This window comes from Streptomyces sp. NPDC050625, assembly GCF_040654755.1.
In the GTDB taxonomy this organism is placed as follows: domain Bacteria; phylum Actinomycetota; class Actinomycetes; order Streptomycetales; family Streptomycetaceae; genus Streptomyces.
In genome coordinates this window covers 61,401-84,681 of sequence record NZ_JBFAIQ010000007.1, presented here as the reverse complement: position 1 = coordinate 84,681, position 23,281 = coordinate 61,401, and the positions used below count along the sequence as shown (strand labels likewise).

The following is a 23,281-nucleotide window of genomic DNA, read 5'->3' as shown; positions in this document are numbered from 1 at the left end:
CTCGCGTATGACCTCGGCCTCCACGCCCTCCAGGACCACGGTTCCTGTGACAATCGGGCCCATGGAAAGCAGCAGCACCACGTCGGGCGGCCGCACGCGCCGCGAGGCCACCCGGCAGAAGCTCTACGAGGCGGCCGTCACACTCATCGCCGAGCAGGGCTTCTCCGCCACCACCGTGGACGAGATCGCCGAGCGGGCCGGGGTCGCGAAGGGCACGGTCTACTACAACTTCGCGAGCAAGTCGGTCCTCTTCGAGGAGCTGCTGCGACACGGCGTGGGCCTCCTCACCGCCTCCCTCCGGGAGGCGGCCGAACGGACCGAGCGCGAGGGCGGCAGCAAGGTCGACGCCCTGGACGAGATGGTCCGCGCCGGGCTCGTCTTCATCGACCGGTACCCGGCGTTCACCCAGCTGTACGTGGCCGAGCTGTGGCGCACCAACCGGGCCTGGCAGTCCACCCTGATGGTGGTCCGGCAGGAGGCCGTCGCGGTCGTCGAGGGCGTGCTGCGCGAGGGCGTGGCGAACGGCGAGTTCAGCGAGGAGATCGATGTCCAGCTGACGGCGGCCGCGCTGGTGGGCATGGTGCTGGTGGCCGCGCTGGACTGGAAGTCGTTCCAGCCGGAGCGGTCCCTGGACGATGTCCACGCGGCCCTGTCCCGGCTGCTCCAGGGACGGGTGAGCGGACGGCGCTGAACGCGAAAACGCCGGTCCGCCGTGGCCGCGTCCCCCGCGGGCCACCGTCGGACCGGCGCCTTCCGTACTCCCCCGTTGGAACCCCCGTTCCGGTCTTCCCCCGGGTCTCCCCCTTGCTCCCCCCGTGTCTCGCTTCCGCCGACGAATCGGCGGAAGGAGCGGACCAGGGCGCGACTGCCGTTCCGCCGCCCCGTGTCGGCGGTGCCGGACGTGGCGCCCTTTCCGTGTCTCCACTGTCTCGTTCGCGCCGGTCGGCCCCCATCCGCGCGCGTACTCATCTCACTCCCTAGGTACGCGTACTCAGGCCTGCGCGCTCATGCCCAGGACGCGCCGATGCCAGCTGGTTACGATCGCGTCCGTGTCCGTACTCCCTCTCGTCTTCACGAGCGGCTGGGCCAGCGGTGTCAACGCCTACGCCGTGGTGCTGCTGCTCGGCGTCTTCGGCGCGACGGGGCTGAGCGACGACGTCCCCGAGACGCTGCAGCGGCCCGAGGTCCTCATCGCGGCGGGCGTGTTGTTCCTGTGCGAGGCGGTCGCCGACAAGATCCCGTTCGTCGACTCGGTGTGGGACTCCGTGCACACGGTGGTCCGGCCGGTCGCGGGAGCCTGGGTCGGGGCGCTGCTCGCCGGGCACAGCGGTTCGCCGTCCGATGTGGCGGCGGCCCTGGTCGGCGGCTCGACGGCGCTCGCCAGCCATACGGTCAAGGCCGGCACCCGCATGGCGATCAACACCTCGCCGGAGCCCTTCAGCAACATGATCATGAGCCTGGCCGAGGATCTCGGGGTGGCCGGCATCGTCACGTTCGCCATGTTCCATCCGGGGGCGGCGGCGGTGATCGCGGCGGTCCTGCTGGCCGCCGGACTGCTCGCGCTGTTCTTCCTGGTCTCACGGATCCGCCGCTTCCTGCGGCGCAGGGCCCAGCGGCGGGAGGAGCGCCGGCTGGCCGCGCACGAGGGCCGACCACCGGACTGACCCACGGCGGCCCTTCCGGCCGCCGGACCGACCACGCCACCCTTCCCGCCCTCACAGAGCCCCCACTTACCGCGCCCAGAGCCCGCCGAGCAGAGCGGCAGCCGACCGCGCACCAGAGCCTGTCCCGGACCGACCCACGGCGGTCCTTCCGGCCGCCGGACTGGTCGCGCTGTTCTTCCTGCCCTCGCAGAGCCGCCGCCGCTTGCAGCGGCCCAGAGCCCCCCGCCGGGAAGAGCGGCAGCCGGTCGCGTACGAGGGCCGGCCGCTGGACCGACCGCCCGCGGGCGGGATTGTCAGTGGCGGTCGATAAAGTCGCGGGCATGGCACGGATTGCGGTGATCGGCGCCGGGATGGGCGCGATGGCGGCTGCCGCCCGGCTGGCCGTCGCGGGCCACCGGGTAGTGGTGTATGAGCGCACGGAGACATACGGCGGCGCGCTGCGCCGGTTCGAGCGGGACGGGTTCCGCTTCGACACCGGTCCCGGGCTGCTGCCGCTGCCCGCCGTGTACCGCGACCTGTTCGTCAAGACCGGCAAAGAGCCGCTGGAGGACTGCGTCGAGCTGGTGCAGGTCGATCCGTCGTCCCGGCATGTGTTCGCGGACGGCACCGCCGTGTCCCTGCCCAACGCCTCGCGCGCGGGCGTGGTCTCCGCCCTGGAGGAGGCCCTCGGAGCGGGCACGGGCCAGCGCTGGGGCGACTTCCTCGTCAGGGCCCGGGAGGCCTGGGACCGCACCCGCCGGCCCCTGCTGGAGGAGCCGCTGTGGCCCGACTGGGGGGTGCTGGCGGAGCGTGAGCCCTATCCGTCCGTCCCCCACAGGCGTCTGCTGCGCACCCGCCGGGCGGTCACGCTCGCCGAGGTCGGCACCTGGGAGCTGCGCGACCCGCGGCTCGCGGCGCTCCTGGAGAGCCACGCCCTGGCGTACGGCCTCGATCCCCGGGTGGCTCCGGCGAGCGCGGCCGTGCTGCCGTACATGGAGCACGCCTTCGGCATCTGGTATGTCCGCGGCGGCATGCGGGAGTTGGCGCGCGCGGTCCACGAGCGGTGTCTGGCCCGCAGGGTGGAGTTCGTCTTCGGCGCCGAGGTCACCGGGATCCTGGAGAAGGACGGCCGGGCGGCGGGGGTGGAACTCGCCGACGGAAAGGTCGCCGAGGCGGACCATGTGGTGGCGGACGTGGATCCGGTACGGCTGCGGGGGCTGACGGGGCATCCGCTCGACGCGCAGGGCGACGTACGAGCCGAGACCGCGGCCGCCCGGCCCGGACGGTTCACCGTGCTGCTGGCGCTGCGCGGCGCGCGCGAGGCCGGTGCCGCGCACCGCACGGTCGTGCACGCGCCCGACCGGGACGCCGAGTTGGACTTCCTGACCTCGCCGGGCGCCGGGCCGGCGCGCCCCACGGTCACCGTGCTGCGGCCCGCCGACCCCGCCCTGTGCCCGGACGCGGACCATGAGTCGGTGGTCGTGTCGGCGACCGTGCCGACGGAGGCCGGCTGGGAGCGGGAGAGCACCGTCGACGGCTTCGCCGACATGGTGGTGGAGGCCGCGGGGGCGGCCCTGCCCGGGCTGCGCGAGCGGATCATCTGGCGTGAGGTGCGTACGCCCGGCCACAGTGCGGACGAGACCGGCGCCGGGCCGGTGCCCGCTCCCGCGCTCGCCGCGGGCGGGGGGCGCTTCCTGCATCCGGCGAACACCACGCGCCTGCCGGGCCTGTACCGGGTGGGCGGCTGGTCGCACCCGGGCGGTGGACTCCCCCACGCGGGCATGTCGGGCGCGCTGGTCGCGGGGCTGATGGTGGAGGGACCGGACTTCCGGGGCTCCCAGTGAGGCCCCGCTAGCCTTCAGAAACGGTACTGCTCGTCGTAGCCGTTCCCCGGCCGCTGGCCGTTGCCCTGCTGGTACGGGTACTGCTGCTCCTGCGGCAGCTCGCCGCCGTACGTCTCGTCGGTGCGCTGCTGCGGGACCCAGACTCCGCCGGCCGGGGTCTCGCCGTAGCCGCCGGTGGCGTACTGGTCCTGGCCGTAGCCCTGCTGGGCGTACTGCTGGCCGCCGTAGCCGTTGTCGTACGAGGCACCGCCGTAGGTCTCGTTGCCCACGTACGGGTCGGAGTAGTTGGCGTACTGCTGCTGGCCCGTGGTGTCGTAGCCGTACTGCTGCTGGCCGTAGCCGGAGTAGTCGTACGCGTAGTTCTGGTCGGTGCCCTGGGCGGCGGTCGCGTAGCTCTGGTCCTGGGGCTGGCCCGCGGTCGCATAGGCGGGGCCGCCATATATGCCGTACGAGCCCGTGTCGTCGGGGAGCGGCTGCGGCTCGTAGACGGCGGTCGCCTCGGCGGCGGTGGGCTCGGCGGAGCGGGTCGGCGCGAACACGTCGTCGCGGTCGTAGTCGTCGTCGCCGTACGAGACGCTGTCGCGGCGGTAGGCGCCGTCCCGGTCGTCGTCCCCCTCGGCCTCTTCCAGGTCGGAGACCTCAAGGGTGGGGTCGACCGGCTCACCGCGGCGGCGCTTGCTGCTGCCGCCCGCGGCCGGGCCGCGGACCGCCCAGCCGGCCGCGAAGCCACGGCGGAACGACAGCGTGACGTAGGTCTGGCCGATCGCGAAGGCGGCCGCGCCCAGTCCGATGACCACGACGGAGGGGATCAGCACGCCGAGCACGACGCCGAGGAAGCCGACGAAGGCGAGCAGGCGCCAGCGCAGGCGCGCCTTGTACTGCAGCAGCACCTCGCCGAGCAACCACAGCGCGACGATGCCGAACGCGATGTAGAGGACCGTCCAGCCCATGTACGCCCCTCTCCCAGTGACCGCTACGCAGTGTGTCGTATACCCGTGCGGCCGGTCTAGGCCTGCGGGGGGTGGTGCAGGCCCAGGTTCTCGTAGATTTCCAGCGGTGCCGTGGAGTTGTTGAGCGTGATGAAGTGCAGTCCGGGGACTCCCTCGGCCAGCAGCCGTGCGCAGAACTCCGTGGCGAATTCGATGCCAATGGAGCGTACCGCCGCCGGATCGTCTTTTGCTGTGAGGATCCGCTCTTTCAGGGCTTCCGGGAACATGGCGTTGCTGAGCTTGGGCAACCGCTCCAGCATCTTCACGCTCGTGACCGGCAGGACCTCGGGGATGACCGGCGTCTCGCAGCCCGCGGCCACGACCCGGTCGCGGAGCCGCAGATAGGAATCCGGCTGGAAGAACATCTGCGTGATCGCGTAGTCGGCGCCCGCGCGGCACTTGTCGACGAAGTGCTCGACGTCCGTGTCCCAGTCGCTGGAGCGCGGGTGCATCTCCGGGAAGGCGGCGACGCCCACGCAGAAGTCGCCCGACTCCTTGATGAGACGGACGAGTTCGGCCGCGTAGGTCAGGCCCTTGGGGTGCGGCACCCAGTCGCCCATCGGGTCGCCGGGCGGGTCGCCGCGCACGGCGAGCATGTTGCGGATGCCCGCGTCGGCGTACTGGCCGATGATGTTGCGCAGTTCGGCGATGGAGTGGTCGACCGCGGTGAGATGGGCGACCGGCGTGAGCGTCGTGTCGGCGACGATCTGCTGGGTCTCCTTGACCGTGCCCGCCCGGGTTGAGCCGCCGGCGCCGTACGTCACGGAGACGAAGTCGGGCGCGACCGCCTCGACCCTGCGCAGCGCGCTCCACAGGTTCCGCTCGCCCTTGGGGGTCTTCGGCGCTGAGAACTCGAACGAGTACGTCTTCTTGCCGGTGCCGAGGATGTCGCGCACGGTGCGTGCGCGATCCGTCCTGGTCGATGCGGTTCCGAGGGCCATACCGGCAGGTTAGCCAGGGGCGGGCGGAGGCCCAACCGAGGGCCGGAGATTTGCCCGTTTTGTCGACCTTCTGTCCACTCCTTGGACAGCAGACGGGCAGGAATACGGACAGTGACGGGTACTACACCTGCCGCAGCCGCTTCCGGAACTCGGCCGCCGCCGCTCCCGGGTCTTCCGCCTCCGTGATCGCACGGACGACGACCACCCGGCGGGCGCCCGCGTCGATCACCTCGTCGAGGTTGCCGAGGTCGATGCCGCCGATCGCGAACCAGGGACGCTCGGTGCCGAGGGAGGCGGTGTGGCGGACCAGGTCGAGGCCGGGGGCGTGGCGGCCGGGCTTCGTGGGAGTCGGCCAGCAGGGGCCCGTGCAGAAGTAGTCCACGCCTTCCTGCACCGCGGCCGCGGCGGCCTCCCGCTCGGCGTGGGTGGACCGGCCGATCAGCACCTCGTCGCCGAGCACGGCCCGGGCGGCGGGCACCGGAAGGTCCCCCTGGCCCAGGTGGAGCACGTCGGAGGCGGCGGCGTGGGCGACGTCCGCGCGGTCGTTGACCGCGAGCAGCCTGCCGTGCCGTGCGCAGGCCTCGGCGAACACCTGGAGGTGCTCCAGTTCCTCGGCCGCCTCCATGCCCTTGTCCCGCAGCTGCACGATGTCGACGCCGCCGGCCAGCACCGCGTCCAGGAACTCGGCGAGGTCGCCCTGCCGTCTGCGGGCGTCCGTGCAGAGGTAGACCCGGGCGTCGGCGAGACGGGCACGTGCGCTTGCGGTGTCGGGCATGGGTTGACTCCCCCGGTTGTCGGTGCGAAGCGAAGCGATGCGATGCGGTCCGATGGCGATGCGATGCGGTCCGATGCGATGGCGGCGCGGGCGCACGCCACCCAGGGGCCGGGCCGGGCCACGGCCCCTCGGCGTACGTCGCTGCGGCGTATCGGTGTGTTGGGATCAGACGGCGAGCGCCTGGGCGCGGCGCTTCACCTCCGTGCCGCGGTTCTCACTCAGTGCCTGGGCGGGGGTGCCGGGCAGGCTCGGGTCGGGAGTGAAGAGCCACTCCAGCATCTCTTCGTCCGTGAAGCCGTCGTCCCGCAGCAGCGTCAGGGTCCCGGACAGGCCCTTGACCACCTTGTCCTCGTCGATGAAGGCGGCGGGGACGTGCAGCGCGCGGTTCTCGCCACGGCGTACGGCGATGAGCTGGCCCTCCTTGACCAGCTGCCGCACACGTGTCACCTCGACGCCGAGTTGTTCGGCGATGTCGGGCAGCGTGAGCCAGGCGGGGACGAGAGCATCGATCTTTGCGTCAATCTCGGTCACGGAAACAGCCTGCCATCCCGGACTGACACTCGGAAGCCGGGCCCGTCCGAGCTGGGCTTTTTCACTACCGTGCCGCGGCCTGTTTCAAGGGCCGCGCCGGATCCGTCAGCAGCTCCGCGACCACCGGCGTGCCCGCCTCGATCAGCCGCCGCCCCTGGGCCAGGTCCCGTGGCCGGCCCACCGCCAGCAGGGCGACGAGGCGGCCCTCGCGGAGCCAGCAGACGGTCCAGGCGGGCCCGAGCGGGTCGCCGCGCCACAGCAGCGTGTCGGCGGACGCGTGGTGACCGGCGTACTGGACGAAGCGGCCGAACTGCTCGGACCAGAAGTAGGGCACGGGGTCGTAGACGGCCGGTTCCTCGCCGATGATGTTGGCGGCGACCGTGCGCGGGCCCTGGAGGGCGTTGTCCCAGTGGTGGACGAGCAGCCGCTCGCCGTACCGGGCCGACGGGAAGGAGGCGCAGTCGCCGACCGCGTACACGTCGGGGGTGGAGGCGCGCAGATGGTCGTCGGCCACGATCTCGCGGTGCGCGCCGAGTTCGATGCCGGAGCCGGTGAGCCAGTCGGTGGCGGGGCGCGCGCCGATGCCGACCACGACGGCGCCCGCGGGCAGCCGCGCGCCGTCGTCGAGCACCACCGCGCCCGGCTCGATGCGCTCCACGCGCGCGTGGGTGCGCAGCGCGGCTCCGCTGTCGGCGTACCAGGCGGTCATCGGCGCGGCCACCTCGGCGGGAAGGGCTCCCGCGAGGGGGCGGTCGGCGGCCTCGACGACCGTCACCGCACAGCCCGCCTCGCGGGCCGCCGTGGCGAACTCGGCGCCGATCCAGCCCGCGCCGACGACCACGATGTCGTGCTGCTGGGAGAGCACGGGCCGCAGCCGTTCGGCGTCGTCCAAGGTGCGCAGCAGATGCACTCCGGGGACGCCCTCCGTGCCGGGCAGGCGGATCGGTTCGGCGCCGGTCGCGACGACCAGGACGTCGTACGGAACGGGCCCGGACTCGGTGTCCAGCTCGTGGTCGGCGGGGCGCGCGCCGTCCGCCTCGCACCCCAGTCGCAGTTCGATGCCGAGCGACTCGAAGTCGACGTCGAAGGCGGAGCCCTCGGCCTTGCCGAGCAGCACGGCCTTGGACAGCGGCGGCCGGTCGTAGGGCTGGTGCGGCTCCGCGCCGATCAGCGTGACGGTGCCGGTGAAGCCCTGTTCCCGCAGGGCGACCGCGGTCTGCACCCCGGCCATGCCCGCGCCGACGACGACCACGCGCCGTGCCTGTGACGTGCCCCGTTGCTGCGTCTGCTCGCTCACCAGATCACCATAGACAACTGACAAACTGTCAGTCAGGGGGCGTGCTGGGTGACCTGCTCCACAACGCTCGTTCCGCTGGGCCCGCCGCGCCTCCCGATCGGGCCGTGGACGGAGGCTCCCTTACCCGGGCGAAGCTCCGCGGGCTAGGGTGGCCACCGTACAAGCACTCGCGGGAGCCCGGACGCACCGGGCTGAGAGGGAGGCTGGCGGCCTCCGACCGTACGAACCTGATCCGGGTCATGCCGGCGAAGGGAGGGGCTGGACGCCCATGTCGTCACGTACGTCAGACGTCCTCGTCGTGGGGGGCGGAATCATCGGCCTGGTCACGGCCTGGCGGGCCGCGCAGCGCGGGCTCGTCACCGCCGTGGTGGATCCCGAGCCGGGCGGCGGGGCCGCCCAGGTGGCGGCCGGGATGCTGGCCGCGGTCACGGAACTGCACTACGGCGAGCAGACCCTGCTGGGCCTGAACCTCGCCTCGGCCCGCCGCTATCCGGACTTCGTGGCCGAGCTCACCGAGGTCACCGGCCACGACGTCGGCTACCGGCGGTGCGGCACGCTCGCCGTCGCGCTGGACGCCGACGACCGCGCCCATCTGCGCGAACTGCACGCCCTGCAGCAGCGGTCGGGCCTGGAGTCCGAGTGGCTGTCGGGGCGGGAGTGCCGGCGCCTGGAGCCGATGCTCGCGCCCGGTGTGCGCGGCGGGCTGCGGGTGGACGGCGACGATCAGATCGATCCGCGGCGGCTGACGGCCGCGCTGGTGGCCGCGTGCGAGCGCGCGGGGGTGGTGTTCCACCGCACGTGGGCGGAGCGGCTGTCGGTCGTACGGGACCGGGCCGCCGGTGTCGTCACCCGTGAGGGAGACGTCCTGGGCGCGGACCGGGTGGTGCTCGCGGCCGGCAGCCTGAGCGGGCGGCTCGCGGGCGTGCCGGACGGTCTGCTGCCGCCGGTGCGGCCGGTGAAGGGGCAGGTGGTGCGGCTGACGGTGCCTCGGCGGTACGCGCCCTTCCTGAGCCGTACCGTACGGGCCGTGGTGCGCGGCGGGCATGTCTACCTGGTGCCCCGGGAGAACGGCGAGCTGGTCGTGGGGGCGACGAGCGAGGAGCTGGGCTGGGACACGACGGTGACCGCGGGCGGTGTGTACGAACTGCTGCGGGACGCCCATGAGCTGATGCCGGGGATCACCGAGCTGCCGCTGGTGGAGACGCAGGCCGGACTGCGCCCCGGCTCCCCGGACAACGCGCCGATGCTCGGTCCGACCGCGCTCGACGGGCTGCTGATGGCCACCGGGCACTTCCGCAACGGCGTGCTGCTCACACCGGTCACCGGCGATGTCATGGCCCACGTCCTGGTCACGGGTGAACTCCCGGACCTGGCCCGCCCCTTCACACCGCAGCGGTTCGGAAACGCAGTCGCCGTCCCGTCGGCCCCGGTCCCTTCGGAGCAGCCCGCATGAACATCTCGGTCAACGGGGAGCGCCGGGAGGTCGCGCCCGGCACCGCTCTCGACACCCTGGTGCGGTCGCTCACCGCGGCACCGCGCGGAGTGGCCGCCGCGCTCAACGAAACCGTCGTCCCGCGCGCGCAGTGGTCCGCCACGGCCCTGCGCGAGGGAGACCGCGTCGAAGTCCTCACCGCCGTGCAAGGAGGCTGACCCATGGCCGACGATCCCTTTGTCCTCGGTGGTACGCCCCTCTCCTCCCGGCTGATCATGGGTACGGGCGGTGCGCCCAGCCTGGATGTGCTGGAGCGGGCACTGGTCGCCTCCGGCACGGAGCTGACGACGGTAGCGATGCGGCGGGTCGATCCCGGGGTGCACGGCTCCGTGCTGTCGGTGCTGGAGCGGCTCGGCATCCGGGTGCTGCCGAACACGGCGGGGTGTTTCACCGCGGGTGAGGCCGTGCTCACGGCGCGGCTGGCGCGGGAGGCGCTGGGCACCGATCTGATCAAGCTGGAGGTCATCGCCGACGAGCGGACGCTGCTGCCGGATCCGGTCGAGCTGCTGGACGCGGCGGAGACGCTGGTGGACGACGGCTTCACCGTCCTGCCGTACACCAATGACGACCCCGTGCTGGCCCGGAAGCTGGAGGACGTCGGCTGCGCCGCGGTCATGCCGCTGGGCTCGCCGATCGGCTCCGGGCTCGGCATCCGCAATCCGCACAACTTCCAGCTGATCGTCGAGCACGCGCGCGTGCCGGTGATCCTGGACGCGGGGGCCGGCACCGCCTCGGACGTGGCGCTGGCGATGGAATTGGGGTGCGCGGGTGTGATGCTCGCCTCGGCGGTGACGCGGGCCCAGGAGCCGGTGCTGATGGCGGAGGCGATGAAGCACGCGGTGGAGGCGGGCCGGCTGGCACGCCGGGCGGGCCGCATCCCGCCCCGGCACTTCGCGGAGGCCTCCTCCCCCTCCGAGGGGCGCGCACACCTGGATCCCGAGCGCCCCGCCTTCTAGTCGCACAACAGTCACAGCTCTGCTGCATTCCGTCCCCGGATCGGCGTAACCCCCGGCCCTGTCGGTCGCGGCTCGTACACTCACCTGCGTGGATACGACCCTTCAGGACCCTCTCGTCGGGCAGGTGCTCGACGGCCGTTATCGCGTCGAGGCGCGGATCGCGGTCGGCGGGATGGCCACGGTCTACCGGGCCCTGGACACCCGTCTGGACCGGGTGCTCGCGCTCAAGGTGATGCATCCGACGCTGGCGGCCGACGGGTCGTTCGTGGAGCGGTTCATCCGCGAGGCGAAGTCCGTGGCGCGGCTGGCGCACCCCAACGTGGTGCAGGTCTTCGACCAGGGGGCCGACGGGTCGTATGTGTATCTCGCGATGGAGTACATCGCCGGGTGCACGCTGCGTGACGTGCTGCGCGAGCGCGGTGCGCTGCAGCCGCGTGCGGCGCTGGACATCCTGGAGCCGGTGCTCGCCGCGCTCGGCGGCGCGCACCGCGCCGGGTTCGTGCACCGTGACATGAAGCCCGAGAACGTGTTGATAGGGGACGACGGGCGGGTCAAGGTCGCCGACTTCGGTCTGGTGCGGTCCGTGGACACGGTGACGAACACCACGGGCACCGTGCTGGGCACCGTCTCCTATCTCGCGCCGGAGCAGATCGAGCACGGCACGGCCGACCCGCGGGTGGACGTGTACGCGTGCGGTGTCGTCCTGTACGAGATGCTGACCGGCGAGAAGCCGCACGCCGGGGACTCCCCGGCCACGGTGCTCTACAAGCACATCCACGAGGACGTGCCGCCGCCCTCGGCCACCGTGCCCGGACTGCCGTACGAGCTGGACGAGCTGGTGGCCGAGGCCGCCGCGCGCACCCCGGACCTCCGGCCGCAGGACGCCGTGGCGCTGCTGGCCCGGCTCCGCGAGGCCCGCGCGGGGCTCACCGACGAGCAGTTGGACGCCGTGCCGCCGCAGGCGCTGTCCGCGGAGCACGACAACGCCGAGGACCGTACGAGCGTGATCCCGCGCTCGCTGACCGTGCCCCGGCTGCTGCCGGTCAACGAGGACGACGCCCCGGTGGGGGCCGTCGACCGCACCAGCCGGCTGCAGGCCCCGCCCGTGCCCGACCGGCGCGGCCCGGCCCGGCCGCGGCGGACGCTGCTCACGGTCATCGCCGCCGTGCTGCTGGTCTTCGGTGTCGGCGCCGGTGTCTGGTACATCAACTCCGGTCAGTTCACCCGGGTCCCGCCGCTGCTGGCGAAGACCGAGGCGGAGGCGAAAGCGCGGCTGAGCGAGGCGGGGCTCGACGCCAAGGTCGAGCGCGCCTACGACGACACGGTGAAGCGGGGCACGGTGATCCGCACCGACCCGGCGGCCGGCGCCCGGATCCGCGGCCACAACGCGGTGACGCTGATCATCTCGAAGGGCCCGGAGACCGTGAACGTGCCCGACGTCCAGGGCATCCCGCTGGCGAAGGCCAGGGCCCGGCTGACGGCGGACGGGCTGGCGCCCGGGATGGTGACCCGGGAGTTCAGCGACAGCGTCGCGAAGGGCTCGGTGATCAGCACCGACCCGACGGCCGGTACGAAGCGGCACGCGGGCTCGGCGATCGCACTGGTCGTCAGCAAGGGCAGCCCGATCGACGTCCCGGACGTCACCGGTGACGACCTGGCCGACGCCCAGCAGGAACTGGAGAACGCCGGTCTCAAGGTGGAGATCGCCGCGCAGCAGGTGAACTCCGAGTACGACAAGGGCAAGGTGGCCCGGCAGACCCCGGCGGGCGACAGCCGGGCCGCCGAGGGTGACACGGTGACGCTGACGGTCTCCAAGGGCCCGGAGATGATCCAGGTCCCGGACGTGGTCGGGGACAGCGTCGACGACGCGCACAAGGCGCTGGAGGGTGCCGGCTTCAAGGTCGACGAGGACCGCGGGCTGCTCGGGCTGTTCGGGGACACGGTGAAGAAGCAGTCGGTCGCGGGCGGCGACACGGCGCCCAAGGGGTCGACGATCACGATCACCATCAGGTGACGGGAGCGGCCGGCCGGGGCGATCTGTGGGCGTGACACCCTGAACGGGTGAGCAGTCAGCATTCCTCCGGTGCCGTCCCCGGCCCCTCCCGCAACCCCGTCGGCGGTCATGTCCCCGTGGCCGGCGGCCTGCACTCCGTGGGCCTGTCGTACGCCCATGACCTCAAGGCCGAGACCGTGCAGGTCTTCGTAGCCAACCCGCGCGGCTGGGCCACCCCGGCGGGCAGTCCGCGCCAGGACGAGGCGTTTAGGGCGGCGTGCGCCGAGGAGTCGGTCCCCGCGTATGTGCACGCCCCGTACCTGATCAACTTCGGCTCGCACACCGAGGCGACCGTCGAGAGGTCGGTGGAGTCCCTGCGGCACTCGCTGCGGCGCGGGCGGGAGATCGGCGCGCTGGGGGTCGTCGTGCACACGGGAAGCGCGACCGGCGGCCGGGAGCGGGCGGTGGCGCTGGAGCAGGTGCGCGAGCGCATGCTGCCGCTGCTGGACGAGCTGACCCACGACGACGATCCGTTCCTGCTGCTGGAGTCGACCGCCGGGCAGGGCTCCTCGCTCTGCTCCCGCACCTGGGACTTCGGGCCGTACTTCGAGGCGCTGGACGCGCATCCGAAGCTGGGCGTGTGCCTGGACACCTGTCACATCTTCGCCGCCGGGCACGATCTGACCGGTCCGGACGGCATGCACCGGACGCTGGACCTGCTGGTCGGCACGGTCGGCGAGGGGCGGCTGAAGCTGATCCACGCCAACGACTCCAAGGACGTGGTGGGCGCGCACAAGGACCGGCACGAGAACATCGGCTCCGGCCATATCGGCGAGGACCCGTTCCGGGCCCTGATGACGCACCCCGCGACCGAGGGCGTACCGCTGATCATCGAGACGCCCGGCGGGAAGGAAGGGCATGCGGCGGATGTGGAGCGGCTGAAGAAACTGCGCGACGGATAACGCATTGAGGAATACCCCAGGGGGGTATACGGTTCCTGCTCGGTGCGGGAACCGTTACCTGACATTGGGGGCACTCATGCAGCACGAGGCACACGCACACGCGGACACACACACGCATACACACACGCACACGCACGCCGGCCACCACGGGCCGGCCGTGACCACCTGGTCCGTCGCCGCCCGGGCCACCCTGCACTGCCTCACCGGCTGCGCCATCGGCGAGGTACTGGGCATGGCCGTGGGAACGGCACTCGGGTGGGGGAACCTGCCGACGATGATCCTGGCGATCGTGCTGGCCTTCTTCTTCGGCTACTCGCTCACCCTGCGCGGGGTGCTGAAGGCGGGCGTCGACTTCCGCACCGCTTTCCGGGTGGCGCTGGCCGCGGACACCCTGTCCATCGCGGTGATGGAGCTGATCGACAACGGTGTGATCGTGCTGTGGCCGGACGCGATGGACGCACAGCTGGACGACCTGCTGTTCTGGGGCTCACTGCTGATCTCGCTCGTGGTGGCCTTCGTGGTCACGACGCCGGTCAACAAGTGGACGATCGGCCGGGGCAAGGGCCATGCGGTGGTGCACCAGTACCACCACTGAGCGGCCGGCCAGGAGAGGTCAGAGAGGTCAGAGCTCGGGGCCGTCCCCGGGCTCCTCCTGGTAGGAGTAGCGCTGTTCCTTCCAGGGGTCGCCTACGTTGTGGTACCCGCGCTCCTCCCAGAAGCCGCGGCGGTCGGCGGTCATGTACTCCACGCCCCGGACCCATTTGGGCCCCTTCCAGGCATAGAGGTGGGGCACCACGAGGCGGACCGGGAAGCCGTGCTCGGCGGTGAGGAGTTCACCGTCCTTGTGAGTGGCGAAGATCGAGCGGTCGGAGGCGAAGTCCGCGAGGCGCAGGTTCGAGCTGAAGCCGTACTCCGCCCAGACCATCACATGGGTGGCGTCGGTCGCGGGCGGGGCGATCTCCAGGATCGTCCGGGCCGGGATGCCGCCCCACTCCGCGCCGAGCATGCTGTATTTCGTCACGCAGTGCAGATCAGCCATGACGGTGGTGTAGGGCAGGGCCGTGAACTCCTCGTGGTTCCAGCAGTGCTTCTCACCGTCGGCGGTGGCACCGAAGACCCTGAACTCCCAGCGCTCGGGCCGGAACTTGGGTACCGGACCGTAGTGCGTGACGGGCCAGCCGCGCTGCAGTCGCTGCCCCGGCGGAAGCTCGGACCCTGCCGCTTCTCCAGATTCGCGCTCCACCGGATGACCCATGACTCCATCCTGACAGACCCGGAGCAGTGCACCTGACCAGCCCTGCCCCGAATCGGACAACCAATGGCAAGCATGGACTTACTTACTAAGTACGCACTTACTGGACGATCTTCGACGCCGGTGCAATCATGCGGCCGCAGCCTCCCCATTTCCCCCATGCGGAAGGAGCCCGTGCGATGCAGGGCGATCCCGAGGTCATCGAATTCCTCAACGAGCAGCTCACCGGTGAGCTCACCGCGATCAACCAGTACTTCCTGCACGCGAAGATGCAGGAGAACTTCGGCTGGACGAAGCTCGCCAAGTACACGCGCCACGAGTCGTTCGACGAGATGAAGCACGCCGAGGTGCTCACCGACCGCATCCTGTTCCTGGAAGGGCTGCCGAACTACCAGCGGCTGTTCCATGTGCGGGTGGGGCAGACCGTCCGGGAGATGTTCGAGGCGGACCGGGAGGTCGAGGTGGAGGCGATCGACCGGCTCAGGCGCGGGATCAAGGTGATGCGCGAGAAGGGCGACATCACGTCCGCGAACATCTTCGAGGACATCCTCGCCGACGAGGAGCACCACATCGACTACCTGGACACCCAGCTGGAGCTGGTGGAGAAGCTCGGTGACGCGCTCTACATCGCGCAGCTGATCGAACAGCCGGAGAGCTAGGCGGCCGCGGCCGGCTCGGCCCCGTCGAGCTCAGCCCCGCCGAGCTTGGCCAGGATCGGCCTGCCCTGGTCGGCCGGCTCACGGCGCGGGCAGGCACCACGGCCGAGGATCGACTGGATGCGCCGTACGCACGAACCGCAGTCCGTGCCCGCCTTGCACTGCGAGGCGATCTGGCGCGGGGTGCACGCGCCGTCCTCCGCGTGCTTCTTGACCTGCGCCTCGGTCACACCGAAGCAGCTGCACACGTACACGCGGATTCACCTCCCGACGGGATCGATGACTGGCGCCGTCCCGTTTGATCGGTGAGGCAAACCTAACCTTACCCATCACTCAGGAACCGCAAAAGTGGGCAGGGGCGCGGATCGTATGTGATCCGCGCCCCACTTCACTTGTCCCCGACGGGCAGGTCCGTCACTGGTCCCGGTACATCTCGGCGACGAGGAACGCCAGGTCGAGCGACTGGCTGCGGTTCAGGCGCGGGTCGCAGGCCGTCTCGTAGCGCTGGTGCAGGTCGTCGACGAAGATCTCGTCGCCCCCGCCCACGCACTCGGTGACATCGTCACCGGTGAGCTCGACGTGGATGCCGCCCGGGTGGGTGCCCAGCGCCTTGTGGACCTCGAAGAAGCCCTTGACCTCGTCGAGCACGTCGTCGAAGCGGCGGGTCTTGTGGCCGGAGGCCGCCTCGAAGGTGTTGCCGTGCATCGGGTCGGTCACCCACGCCACCGCGGCACCGGACGCCGTGACCTTCTCGACCAGCTCGGGGAGCTTGTCGCGGATCTTGTCGGCACCCATGCGGACGATGAAGGTCAGCCGGCCCGGCTCGCGCTCGGGGTCGAGGCGGTCGATGTACTGCAGCGCCTCCTCGGCCGTGGTGGTCGGGCCGAGCTTGATGCCGATCGGGTTGCGGATCTTCGAGGCGAACTCGATGTGCGCATGGTCCAGCTGCCGGGTGCGCTCACCGATCCACACCATGTGCCCGGAGACGTCGTACAGCTTGCCGGTGCGGGAGTCGACCCTGGTCAGGGCGGACTCGTAGGCCAGCAGCAGCGCCTCGTGCGAGGAGTAGAACTCGACGGTCTTGAACTCCTCCGGGTCGGCCCCGCAGGCGTGCATGAAGTTCAGCGCGTTGTCGATCTCGCGGGCCAGCTGCTCGTAGCGCTGGCCGGACGGCGACGAGCGCACGAAGTCCTGGTTCCAGGCGTGCACCTGGCGCAGGTCCGCGTAACCGCCGGTGGTGAAGGCGCGCACCAGGTTCAGCGTCGAGGCGGACGCGTGGTACATCCGCTTCAGCCGCTCGGGGTCCGGGATCCGGCTCGCCTCGGTGAAGTCGAAGCCGTTCACGGAGTCGCCCCGGTACACCGGCAACGTGACGCCGTCACGGGTCTCGGTCGGCTTGGAGCGCGGCTTGGAGTACTGGCCGGCGATACGGCCGACCTTCACCACGGGCACCGAGGCGGCGTACGTCAGCACGGCGCCCATCTGGAGCAGCGTCTTGAGCTTGTTGCGGATGTGGTCGGCGGACACCGCGTCGAAGGCCTCGGCGCAGTCGCCGCCCTGGAGGAGGAACGCCTCTCCCTTGGCGACAGCAGCCAACCGGGCGCGCAGCTGGTCGCACTCGCCCGCGAAGACGAGCGGCGGATACGACTCGAGGTCCGCGATCGCTGCGCGCAGAGCCTCGGCGTCGGGGTACTCGGGCTGCTGCGCCGCGGGCAGGTCTCGCCAGGTGTTGCCAGCGCTCGCGCTGGTCTTAGCGTTCACGGTCACGCACTCAACACTACGGGGTCGTGTCGTGTCGTTTTCTCCCGGCTCGACAGGTGAGACGGTTGTGCGCTCACCTGTGGACGCACCGGAGATCGGGTAAGGTGCACCGCATGTTCGCGCTTTCGACCCAGAACTGGTGGTGGACCGCTCATCCGGCGGCCCACTGACTGCGCGTACGCAAGACTTCGCGAAGGCCGCCCGAGGGGCGGCCTTCGGTGTTTCCGGGGTCGTTCCTCTCCGTCAAGAAGATCGAGAAGGATCACCGACCCATGAACCTGCTGGACCTGCTGTCCGACTCACGTCCCTTCGCCCTGCTCCGCCGCCGCACCCCGGGCCACGACGAGAACACCGTGGAGGTGTTCCTGGGTCCCGTCACCACGTACGACCGGCTCGCGGACCTGCCCGACGAGGGCCTCGCGCTCGTCCCCTTCCGGCAGATCCGTGAACGCGGCTTCGACGTGCGCGACGACGGCACACCGCTGGCCGTGCTGATCCCCGAGGAGACCCGGACCCTGCCGCTGGCCGACGCCCTGGCGCAGCTGCCCGCGCACGAGGTGCGGGTCGAGGGCGGGGGCTTCGACGTCGGCGACGAGGAGTACGGCGAGATCGTCGGCCGGGTGCTGCGCGACGAGATCGGGCGGGGCGAGGGCGCGAACTTCGTCATCCGGCGGACGTACGGGGGTGAGATCCCGGGGTTCGGACGCGCGGACGCCCTCGCGCTGTTCCGGCGGCTGCTGGAGGGTGAGCGGGGCGCGTACTGGACCTTCGTCGTCCATACCGGGGAGCGCACGCTGGTCGGGGCGAGCCCGGAGGTGCACGTCCGGATGTCCGGCGGCACGGTCGTCATGAACCCGATCAGCGGCACGTACCGCTACCCGGACGGCGGCCCGACGCCCGAGCACCTGCTGGACTTCCTCGCCGACGGCAAGGAGATCGAGGAGCTGTCGATGGTGGTCGACGAGGAGCTCAAGATGATGTGCACGGTCGGTGACATGGGCGGGGTGGTGGTCGGCCCGCGGCTGAAGGAGATGGCGCACCTCGCGCACACCGAGTACGAGCTGCGCGGCAAGTCCTCCCTGGACGTACGGGAGGTGCTGAAGGAGACCATGTTCGCCGCCACGGTCACCGGCTCGCCGGTGCAGAACGCGTGCCGGGTCATCGAGCGGCACGAGGTCGGGGGCCGCGGCTACTACGCGGGCGCGCTGGCCCTGCTCGGCCGCGACCCGGGCGGCGCCCAGACGCTGGACTCCCCGATCCTCATCCGCACCGCGGACATCGACGCGGCAGGGCGGCTGCGCGTCCCGGTCGGCGCCACCCTGGTCCGGGGATCGGACCCGGCGGGCGAGGTGGCGGAGACCCACGCCAAGGCGGCGGGGGTGCTGGCGGCTCTCGGGGTACGGCCCTCCCGGCCCCGCGGGGAGCACACACGCCCCGGGCTGGCCGACGACGCCCGGGTGCGGGCGGCGCTGGACGGGCGCCGGGCCTCGCTCGCGCCGTTCTGGCTGCGGATGCAGGAGCGGTCCGAGGCCCTCGCGGGCCATGCGCTCGTCGTCGACGCGGAGGACACCTTCACGGCGATGCTCGCGCACGTGCTGCGGTCGAGCGGGCCGACGGTGACCGTCCGGCGCTACGACGAGCCGGGGCTGCGGGAGGCGGTGCTCGCGCACGAGGGCCCGGTCGTGCTGGGCCCCGGGCCCGGTGACCCCTCGGACCTCGCCGACCCGAAGATGCGCTTCCTGCGGGAGCTCACCGCCGAGGTGATCCGGGGGCACCGGCACGGCGTCCTCGGTGTCTGCCTCGGGCACGAGCTGATCGCGGCCGAGCTGGGGCTGGAGATCGTACGCAAGGAGGTGCCGTACCAGGGGGCGCAGACGACCGTCGACCTGTTCGGACGGCCGGAGACCGTCGGCTTCTACAACAGCTTCGTGGCCCGCTGCGACGAGGACGCCCTCGGGGAACTCGCGGCCCACGGCGTCGAGGTGAGCCGGGCCGCGAACGGGGAGGTGCACGCGCTGCGGGGGCTCGGGTTCGCCGGGCTGCAGTTCCACCCCGAGTCGGTCCTCACCCTGAACGGGGCGGTGATCGTGCGGGAACTGATCGGCCGGCTGCGCGGGACGAGTACAGCGCCGGACGGACCGGGTTTCGCCGACCGGCGCTGAGAAGCGAGCCCTTGGTCGGCCCGCGCGGGTCAGCCGAAGAACACGCCGACTTCCTCGTACAGCTTCGGGTCCACGGTCTTCAGCTTGGCCGTGGCCTCGGCGATCGGGACGCGGACGATGTCGGTGCCGCGCAGCGCGACCATCTTGCCGAAGTCGCCGTCGCGGACCGCTTCGATGGCGTGCAGCCCGAAGCGGGTGGCCAGCCAGCGGTCGAAGGCGCTCGGGGTGCCGCCGCGCTGGATGTGCCCGAGGACGGTGGTCCGCGCCTCCTTGCCGGTGCGCTTCTCGATCTGCTTGGCCAGCCACTCACCGACGCCGGAGAGCCGCACGTGCCCGAAGGAGTCCAGCGACTCGTCCTTGAGCACCATGTCGCCGTCCTTCGGCATGGCGCCCTCGGCGACGACCACGATCGGGGCGTACGACGCCTTGAAGCGGGAGGTGATCCAGGCGCACACCTGGTCGAGGTCGAAGCGCTGCTCGGGGATGAGGATGACGTTCGCACCGCCCGCGAGCCCGGAGTGGAGGGCGATCCAGCCGGCGTGACGGCCCATCACCTCGCAGACCAGGACCCGCATATGGGACTCGGCGGTGGTGTGCAGCCGGTCGATGGCCTCCGTGGCGATGCCGACGGCGGTGTCGAAGCCGAAGGTGTAGTCGGTGGCGGAGAGGTCGTTGTCGATGGTCTTCGGCACGCCGACGCAGGGCACGCCGTACTCGTCGGACAGCCGCGCCGCCACGCCCAGGGTGTCCTCGCCGCCGATGGTGACGAGTGCCTCGACCTCCTGCTTGGCGAGGTTGTCCTTGATGCGGCGGATGCCGCCCTCCATCTTGAGGGGGTTGGTCCGCGAGGATCCGAGGATCGTCCCGCCGCGGGGCAGGATGCCGCGCACGGCCGGGATGTCGAGGCGGACGGCGTCGCCTTCGAGGGGTCCGCGCCAGCCGTCCCGGAAGCCGACGAAGTCATAGCCGTACTCCTGCACGCCCTTGCGCACGATGCCCCGGATGACGGCGTTGAGCCCGGGGCAGTCGCCGCCTCCGGTCAGTACTCCGACCCGCATGGAAAAGTCCCTTCGCCGCGGTTGCCTGATGCAGGTCACGCTAATGGTGATCCCGGTCACACAGGGATGGGCGGGAAGCGCAATTCCGGTGAAAAGTCAGGCGGTTGGTTGACGGGACCGGTCAGGCGTCGTCGAGCCCGCGCTCTATCGCGTACCGCACCAGCTCGACCCGGTTGTGCAACTGGAGCTTGCCGAGGGTGTTCTGGACGTGGTTCTGGACCGTGCGGTGGGAGATGACCAGCCGTTCGGCGATCTGCTTGTAGCTCAGGCCCTTGGCGACCAGCCGCAGCACCTCGGTCTCACGCTCGGTCAGCCGGGGCGCCCCCGGCTCGTCGGCGTCGGCGGCGGGCGCGGGCTCGGAGGCCAGCCTGCGGTACTCGCCGAGGACCAGACCGGCGAGCCCGGGGGTGAACACCGGGTCGCCGACCGCCGTACGGCGCACCGCGTCCAGCAGTTCCTCGGTGGAGGCCGACTTGAGGAGATAGCCGGTCGCGCCCGACTTCACGGCCTCCAGTACGTCGGCGTGCTCACCGCTGGCCGACAGCACCAGGACGCGCAACGCGGGGTTGGCGCCGACGAGTTCCTTGCAGACCTGGACGCCGGGCTTGGCGGGCAGGTTGAGGTCCAGGACGAGGACGTCCGGCGCCGCGGCCCTCGCGCGGCGCACCGCCTGCTCGCCGTCCCCGGCGGTGGCGACCACCTCGAAGCCGGACTCGGTCAGGTCGCGGGCGACCGCGTCGCGCCACATGGGGTGGTCGTCGACCACCATCACCTTGATCGGGCCCTGCCGCTGCGTCATCGCTTCTCCGCCTTCCCCCGGGAGACGTCCGGGTCCTTCGGGGCCTTGGGTACCTTCAGCTCGACTTCCGTGCCCTGCCCCGGAGTCGAGAGCAGCTCGGCGCTGCCGCCGAGATCGCGCAGCCGCCCCCGGATCGACAGGGCGACCCCGAGCCGCCCCTCTCCTTCGGCCTGCGCGAGCCGCCCCTCGGGGATGCCGGGTCCGTCGTCCCGGACGGTCACCACGACCTCGTCCGGCTCGTCCTCGACGAGGATCCAGGCCCGCGCGTCCGGACCCGCGTGCCTGCGCACATTGTCCAGGGCCGCGCCGACGGCGGCCGCCAACTCCCTGGCCGCACCGGGCGGCAGCGGCACCGGGGCGCCGGGCTCGGCGAAGCTGACCCGGGCACCGGCGTACGGGACGAGCAGGGTGCGCAGGTCGACCGGCCCCGCGGTGTCGTCGGGCTCCTCCACGGTCCGTACGACCGCCCCCTCGGCCGCGTCGTACGACACGCGCGGGACCGGAACCAGACCGCCGGAGACGAGCGCGCGCAGCGCCGCCTCCTGCTCCCCCGCCATCCGGCCCAGCTCGGCCGCCTCCCCGCCGATGACCGCGCCGCGCCGCTGCACCATCGCCAGCACCTGCAGCACGCTGTCGTGGATGTCCCGGGCCAGCCGCTCCCGCTCCCGGGTGGCGGCCTCGATCTCCAGGGCGCGGGCGAGGGTGCGCTCGGAGGCCCGGGCGACCTCGACGACGTATCCGATGGCGATGGAGGCGACCCAGACGAGGATCACGTTGTGGACGGTGTCGCGGGCCGGCCTGCCGCGCTCGACGAGGTTGGCGACGGCCACGGGCGTGGAGGCGAACGCGGCCCAGCGCCAGCCGCCCTTGATGGCGAAGGCGAGAACCGAGCCGGCCGTCCAGATCGACGGCAGGGTGGGGCCGCCGCGGTCGATGTGGTGGTCGGTGACCACCCACGGGGTGAGGACGATACCGGTGAGCGCGATCGCGAGGTCCACGGCGAGGAAGCGCTTGGTGCAGGCCACCGCGTTGCGCACCCGGGGCAGCGTGGCGAGCGTCCAGGCGCACAGGAGGACGTAGTAGGCGATGGCGACGACGGGGCGGTCGTACTCGTGGTACGCGGAGGCGAACAGGCCGACCGCGTACAGCATCGTCAGGACCCGGTAGCCGGCGAGCGCACGCCACAGCGGCAGCTCGACCGACATCCTCATGACCTTCTCGCGCTTCGGCACGCGCTCCCCCACCCCGGTCCCGGACTCCCCCGCCCGGGCCCCCTGTCTAGGATTCCTTCTTCTGCTTCTCCGCCTTCTCGGCCTTCTGCTTCTCCGCCTTCTCGGCTTCCTTCGAGGCCTTCGCCGCCTCCGCGATCTGCCGCTTGGCGGCGGTCGCGTAGATGTCGACGTACTCCTGGCCGGAGAGCTTCATGATCTCGTACATGACCTCGTCGGTCACCGCGCGGAGCACGAACCGGTCGTGCTCCATGCCCTGGTAGCGGCTGAAGTCGATCGGCTTGCCGATGCGGATGCCGGGCCGCATCAGCTTCGGGACGACCTTCCCGGGCGGCTGGATCTTCTCGGTGTCGATCATCGCGACGGGGATGACGGGCGCGCCGGTGGCGAGGGCCACGCGGGCGAGGCCGCCGGGCTTGCCGCGGTAGAGGCGGCCGTCGGGCGAGCGGGTGCCCTCCGGGTAGATGCCGAACAGCTCACCGCGCTCCAGGACCTCTATGCCGCTCTTGATCGCCGCCTCGCCCGCGCCGCGCGCGCCGGAGCGGTCCACCGGGAGCTGGCCGACGCCCTTGAAGAAGGCCGCCGTCAGCCGTCCCTTCACGCCGGGCGTCGTGAAGTACTCCGCCTTCGCGATGAAGGTGACCTTGCGGTCGAGGACCGCGGGCAGGAAGAACGAGTCCGAGAACGAGAGATGGTTGCTCGCCAGGATGGCGGCACCCTCGGCGGGAATGTTCTCCAGGCCTTCCACCCAGGGTCTGAAGGCGACCTTCAGCGGTCCCCCGATGGCGACCTTCATCGTGCCGTACAACAACCGAGTGCCTCCTGTTTCCGTAGATCAGACCTTAACCCGGAGCGCTCGCAAAGGAGCCGACGACCCTGGTCGGTGTCAGTGCGGTCGCGTACGGTGAAGCACACCGGAGTCGTTCACGCCCTTCTCATGG

The 23,281-nt window shown here is 71.5% G+C and carries 24 protein-coding genes and 1 riboswitch; of the genes, 12 read left to right on the top strand and 12 right to left on the bottom strand.

Annotated elements, in window-relative coordinates:
- The first annotated feature begins 61 nt into the window (after nucleotides 1-61).
- The 3 genes from AB0I54_RS18405 (at nucleotide 62) to AB0I54_RS18395 (ending at nucleotide 3,487) form a co-directional block, all read left to right on the top strand.
- Complete coding sequence (locus AB0I54_RS18405) at nucleotides 62-691, top strand: TetR family transcriptional regulator (RefSeq protein ID WP_363297034.1); 630 nt, start codon at nucleotides 62-64, stop codon at nucleotides 689-691.
- Between the two features lie 358 nt (nucleotides 692-1,049).
- The gene (locus tag AB0I54_RS18400; RefSeq protein WP_363297033.1) at nucleotides 1,050-1,664 is read left to right on the top strand and encodes a DUF4126 domain-containing protein; all 615 of its coding nucleotides are present in this window, start codon (nucleotides 1,050-1,052) and stop codon (nucleotides 1,662-1,664) included.
- A 320-nt stretch (nucleotides 1,665-1,984) separates the two neighbouring features.
- Complete coding sequence (locus AB0I54_RS18395; protein WP_363297032.1) at nucleotides 1,985-3,487, top strand: NAD(P)/FAD-dependent oxidoreductase; 1,503 nt, start codon at nucleotides 1,985-1,987, stop codon at nucleotides 3,485-3,487.
- A gap of 14 nt (nucleotides 3,488-3,501) precedes the next feature.
- On the opposite strand, the gene AB0I54_RS18390 is transcribed toward AB0I54_RS18395, so the two are convergent.
- The 5 genes from AB0I54_RS18390 to AB0I54_RS18370 form a co-directional block, all read right to left on the bottom strand.
- Nucleotides 3,502-4,437: a hypothetical protein gene (locus AB0I54_RS18390; RefSeq protein WP_363297030.1), complete on the bottom strand. Its 936-nt coding sequence runs from the start codon at nucleotides 4,435-4,437 to the stop codon at nucleotides 3,502-3,504.
- Between the two features lie 56 nt (nucleotides 4,438-4,493).
- Entirely contained in the window at nucleotides 4,494-5,417 is a 924-nt protein-coding gene (gene metF / locus AB0I54_RS18385; RefSeq protein WP_363297029.1) for a methylenetetrahydrofolate reductase [NAD(P)H], read from the bottom strand.
- Between the two features lie 121 nt (nucleotides 5,418-5,538).
- Nucleotides 5,539-6,192, bottom strand: a complete 654-nt coding sequence (gene thiE, locus AB0I54_RS18380; protein WP_363297028.1) for a thiamine phosphate synthase — start codon at nucleotides 6,190-6,192, stop codon at nucleotides 5,539-5,541.
- Between the two features lie 165 nt (nucleotides 6,193-6,357).
- A complete protein-coding gene (locus AB0I54_RS18375; RefSeq protein WP_263207802.1) occupies nucleotides 6,358-6,723 on the bottom strand; it encodes an Rv2175c family DNA-binding protein in 366 nt (121 codons plus the stop codon).
- Nucleotides 6,724-6,787: 64 nt separating this feature from the next.
- The gene (locus tag AB0I54_RS18370) at nucleotides 6,788-8,020 is read right to left on the bottom strand and encodes an FAD-dependent oxidoreductase (RefSeq protein WP_363297027.1); all 1,233 of its coding nucleotides are present in this window, start codon (nucleotides 8,018-8,020) and stop codon (nucleotides 6,788-6,790) included.
- Nucleotides 8,021-8,179: 159 nt separating this feature from the next.
- Nucleotides 8,180-8,291, top strand: a riboswitch (TPP riboswitch).
- Between AB0I54_RS18370 and thiO the strand changes: the two genes are divergently transcribed.
- The 6 genes from thiO (at nucleotide 8,289) to AB0I54_RS18340 (ending at nucleotide 14,018) form a co-directional block, all read left to right on the top strand.
- Complete coding sequence (gene thiO / locus AB0I54_RS18365; protein ID WP_363297026.1) at nucleotides 8,289-9,473, top strand: glycine oxidase ThiO; 1,185 nt, start codon at nucleotides 8,289-8,291, stop codon at nucleotides 9,471-9,473. (Overlaps the previous riboswitch by 3 nt.)
- Complete coding sequence (gene thiS, locus AB0I54_RS18360) at nucleotides 9,470-9,670, top strand: sulfur carrier protein ThiS (protein ID WP_363297024.1); 201 nt, start codon at nucleotides 9,470-9,472, stop codon at nucleotides 9,668-9,670. The genes thiO and thiS overlap by 4 nt, the downstream gene beginning before the upstream one ends.
- 3 nt (nucleotides 9,671-9,673) lie before the next feature.
- Nucleotides 9,674-10,468 carry a thiazole synthase gene (locus tag AB0I54_RS18355; protein WP_363297023.1) on the top strand — a complete coding sequence of 265 codons (795 nt, stop codon included), beginning with the start codon at nucleotides 9,674-9,676 and terminating at the stop codon, nucleotides 10,466-10,468.
- 88 nt (nucleotides 10,469-10,556) lie between these two features.
- Entirely contained in the window at nucleotides 10,557-12,482 is a 1,926-nt protein-coding gene (pknB, locus tag AB0I54_RS18350) for a Stk1 family PASTA domain-containing Ser/Thr kinase (RefSeq protein WP_363297022.1), read from the top strand.
- Between the two features lie 47 nt (nucleotides 12,483-12,529).
- Nucleotides 12,530-13,423 carry a deoxyribonuclease IV gene (locus AB0I54_RS18345; RefSeq protein WP_363297021.1) on the top strand — a complete coding sequence of 298 codons (894 nt, stop codon included), beginning with the start codon at nucleotides 12,530-12,532 and terminating at the stop codon, nucleotides 13,421-13,423.
- Nucleotides 13,424-13,499: 76 nt separating this feature from the next.
- Nucleotides 13,500-14,018 carry a DUF4396 domain-containing protein gene (locus AB0I54_RS18340; protein ID WP_363297020.1) on the top strand — a complete coding sequence of 173 codons (519 nt, stop codon included), beginning with the start codon at nucleotides 13,500-13,502 and terminating at the stop codon, nucleotides 14,016-14,018.
- Between the two features lie 27 nt (nucleotides 14,019-14,045).
- Here the strand turns inward: AB0I54_RS18340 and AB0I54_RS18335 are convergent, their stop codons facing one another.
- Nucleotides 14,046-14,678: a sulfite oxidase-like oxidoreductase gene (locus tag AB0I54_RS18335; RefSeq protein WP_363297019.1), complete on the bottom strand. Its 633-nt coding sequence runs from the start codon at nucleotides 14,676-14,678 to the stop codon at nucleotides 14,046-14,048.
- Between the two features lie 176 nt (nucleotides 14,679-14,854).
- Here AB0I54_RS18335 and bfr point away from each other — a divergent pair, with 176 nt between their 5' ends.
- Complete coding sequence (gene bfr, locus AB0I54_RS18330; RefSeq protein WP_363297018.1) at nucleotides 14,855-15,334, top strand: bacterioferritin; 480 nt, start codon at nucleotides 14,855-14,857, stop codon at nucleotides 15,332-15,334.
- Here bfr and AB0I54_RS18325 read toward each other — a convergent pair.
- Nucleotides 15,331-15,585, bottom strand: a complete 255-nt coding sequence (locus tag AB0I54_RS18325; RefSeq protein ID WP_363297017.1) for a (2Fe-2S)-binding protein — start codon at nucleotides 15,583-15,585, stop codon at nucleotides 15,331-15,333. The genes bfr and AB0I54_RS18325 overlap by 4 nt on opposite strands.
- A 160-nt stretch (nucleotides 15,586-15,745) precedes the next feature.
- Complete coding sequence (locus AB0I54_RS18320) at nucleotides 15,746-17,098, bottom strand: class II 3-deoxy-7-phosphoheptulonate synthase (protein WP_363297015.1); 1,353 nt, start codon at nucleotides 17,096-17,098, stop codon at nucleotides 15,746-15,748.
- 107 nt (nucleotides 17,099-17,205) lie between these two features.
- On the opposite strand from AB0I54_RS18320, the gene AB0I54_RS18315 reads away from it, so the two are divergent.
- Nucleotides 17,206-17,262, top strand: a complete 57-nt coding sequence (locus AB0I54_RS18315; RefSeq protein ID WP_078912442.1) for a trp operon leader peptide — start codon at nucleotides 17,206-17,208, stop codon at nucleotides 17,260-17,262.
- A 102-nt stretch (nucleotides 17,263-17,364) separates the two neighbouring features.
- On the top strand, nucleotides 17,365-19,254 hold the full coding sequence (locus AB0I54_RS18310; protein WP_363297014.1) for an anthranilate synthase family protein: 1,890 nt from the start codon (nucleotides 17,365-17,367) through the stop codon (nucleotides 19,252-19,254).
- Nucleotides 19,255-19,283: 29 nt separating this feature from the next.
- On the opposite strand, the gene AB0I54_RS18305 is transcribed toward AB0I54_RS18310, so the two are convergent.
- The 4 genes from AB0I54_RS18305 to AB0I54_RS18290 all read right to left on the bottom strand — a co-directional run bounded on the left by AB0I54_RS18305 (nucleotide 19,284) and on the right by AB0I54_RS18290 (nucleotide 23,148).
- Nucleotides 19,284-20,312, bottom strand: a complete 1,029-nt coding sequence (locus AB0I54_RS18305) for a 6-phosphofructokinase (protein WP_363297013.1) — start codon at nucleotides 20,310-20,312, stop codon at nucleotides 19,284-19,286.
- Between the two features lie 121 nt (nucleotides 20,313-20,433).
- Nucleotides 20,434-21,111 (bottom strand): response regulator transcription factor, encoded by a 678-nt coding sequence (locus tag AB0I54_RS18300; RefSeq protein ID WP_363297012.1) that lies wholly within the window; start codon nucleotides 21,109-21,111, stop codon nucleotides 20,434-20,436.
- On the bottom strand, nucleotides 21,108-22,343 hold the full coding sequence (locus AB0I54_RS18295; protein WP_363297011.1) for a DUF5931 domain-containing protein: 1,236 nt from the start codon (nucleotides 22,341-22,343) through the stop codon (nucleotides 21,108-21,110). Before AB0I54_RS18295 ends, AB0I54_RS18300 begins: the two co-directional genes overlap by 4 nt.
- Before the next feature lie 46 nt (nucleotides 22,344-22,389).
- Entirely contained in the window at nucleotides 22,390-23,148 is a 759-nt protein-coding gene (locus AB0I54_RS18290) for a lysophospholipid acyltransferase family protein (RefSeq protein ID WP_363297010.1), read from the bottom strand.
- Nucleotides 23,149-23,281: the final 133 nt, after the last annotated feature.